Here is a 1,622-nt window from a genome sequence, read left to right on the forward strand (position 1 = left end):
GCATGTGGTCCTCGGCTGCGCACGTGCAAGAATATTCGCATGACCGCTCGAGACGACTCCCTCTCCGCGACCGCGACCGAGCGACCTCGGCTGATCAGTCAGCTGGCCCGTCGCAAGTCGATCACCAGCATGGTCGAGGACACCCAGGACGCGTCCACGGGCGGTCTGCGCAGAACCTTCGGCGTCTTCCAGCTGACGATGATCAGCGTCGGCGCCACCTTGGGCACGGGCATCCTCGTCATCCTCGGCGAGGCCGTCCCGATCGCCGGTCCCGCCATCTGGCTGGCATTCATCCTGGCCGGCATCACCGCCCTGCTCTCCGCCGTCAGCTATGCGGAGATGGCGGGCATGGTCCCGGTATCAGGATCAAGCTATTCGTACTCCTATGCGACCCTCGGCGAAGGCATGGCCTGGGTCTGCGGGTGGTGCCTCGTCCTCGAGTATGCGGTCTCCGTGGCCGCAGTGGCCGTCGGCGCCGCCGACTACGTCAACGAAACGCTGCGGATCTTCGGCCTGTCTCTGCCACCATCACTGACGGCCGGCCCCGGGGTTGCAGAGAGCCCCGGCGGAGTCATCAACCTCTCGGCACTCATCGTCGTCCTCCTCGCCACCGTCCTGCTGATGCGCGGGGCCAAGGAGTCCGCCGTCGTCAACACGGTCATCGTGTTCGTCAAGCTCGGCATCCTCGTGTTCTTCGCCATCGTCGCCTTCACCGCGTTCAAAGCCGGCAACTTCGCACCGATGCTGCCCATGGGCGCCGCCGGAGTCACTGCCGCAGCCTCGAGCGTGTTCTTCTCCTATATCGGCTTCGACGCGGCCTCGACCGCCGGTGAAGAGGCGAAGAACCCGAAGCGGGACCTGCCGCGGGCGATCATCCTCTCCATGGTCATCGTGACCACGATGTATGTCCTGGTCGCGGTCGCCGCGATCGGTGCCCGGCAGTGGCAGTGGTTCGAGACTTCGACGGCTCCCCTGGTCCAGATCGTTCACGAGCTCACGCAGTCGAACCTCGCGGTCTTCATCTTCGCCGTCTCCGCGGTGCTCGCGATCCTCTCGGTCGTCATCACAGTCCTCTACGGGCAGTCCCGCATCCTGCTCACCATGTCCCGTGACGGCATGGTTCCGAAGGTCTTCGGCATCGTCTCCCCGCGCACGGGCACTCCCCTGGTGGGAACCCTGGTCACGGGCGTCCTCGTGGCGATCACCGCGGCGCTGATTCCACTCGGCGAGCTCGCGAATGCGACGAGCATCGGCACCCTCTTCGCCTTCTGCCTCGTCAACGTCGCCGTCATCTACCTGCGGTTCAAACGTCCGGACCTGCCGCGTTCGTTCAAGGTGCCCTTCGGGCCGACCATCCCGATCCTCGGGTCCCTGGCGTGCGCGTTCCTCATGGTCAACCTCGGCGGAACCACCTGGGTGGTCTTCGGCCTGTGGATGCTCGTCGGCTTCGGCGTCTACCTGATGTACAGCCGCCGCCACTCCCGCGTCGGAGCACTCAGCGCCACGGACTACCGCGCCAGCCACGACGCCTGAGGCGCTCATTGCGCACTGCGGGGCGCGGCGCAGCCTCGACGCAACGAAGCCAGCAACCCTCCGGTCGCTGAGCACCCTTTCGCGAGGTT

At 66.1% G+C, this 1,622-nt stretch carries 1 protein-coding gene; it reads left to right on the forward strand.

The window, feature by feature from the left end; genetic code table 11:
* Window positions 1–39 precede the first annotated feature (39 nt).
* Window positions 40–1,533 (forward strand): amino acid permease, encoded by a 1,494-nt coding sequence (locus L0G76_RS16145; protein WP_304358141.1) that lies wholly within the window; start codon window positions 40–42, stop codon window positions 1,531–1,533.
* Window positions 1,534–1,622 lie beyond the last annotated feature (89 nt).

It is taken from the genome of Brevibacterium picturae (assembly GCF_030453725.1).
GTDB classification, from domain to species: Bacteria; Actinomycetota; Actinomycetes; order Actinomycetales; family Brevibacteriaceae; genus Brevibacterium; species Brevibacterium sandarakinum_A.

Bases quoted from the DNA above. Each gene is read 5' to 3' on its own strand.
- L0G76_RS16145 (WP_304358141.1), top strand. From the start codon at position 40: ATGACCGCTCGAGACGACTCCCTCTCCGCGACCGCGACCGAGCGACCT.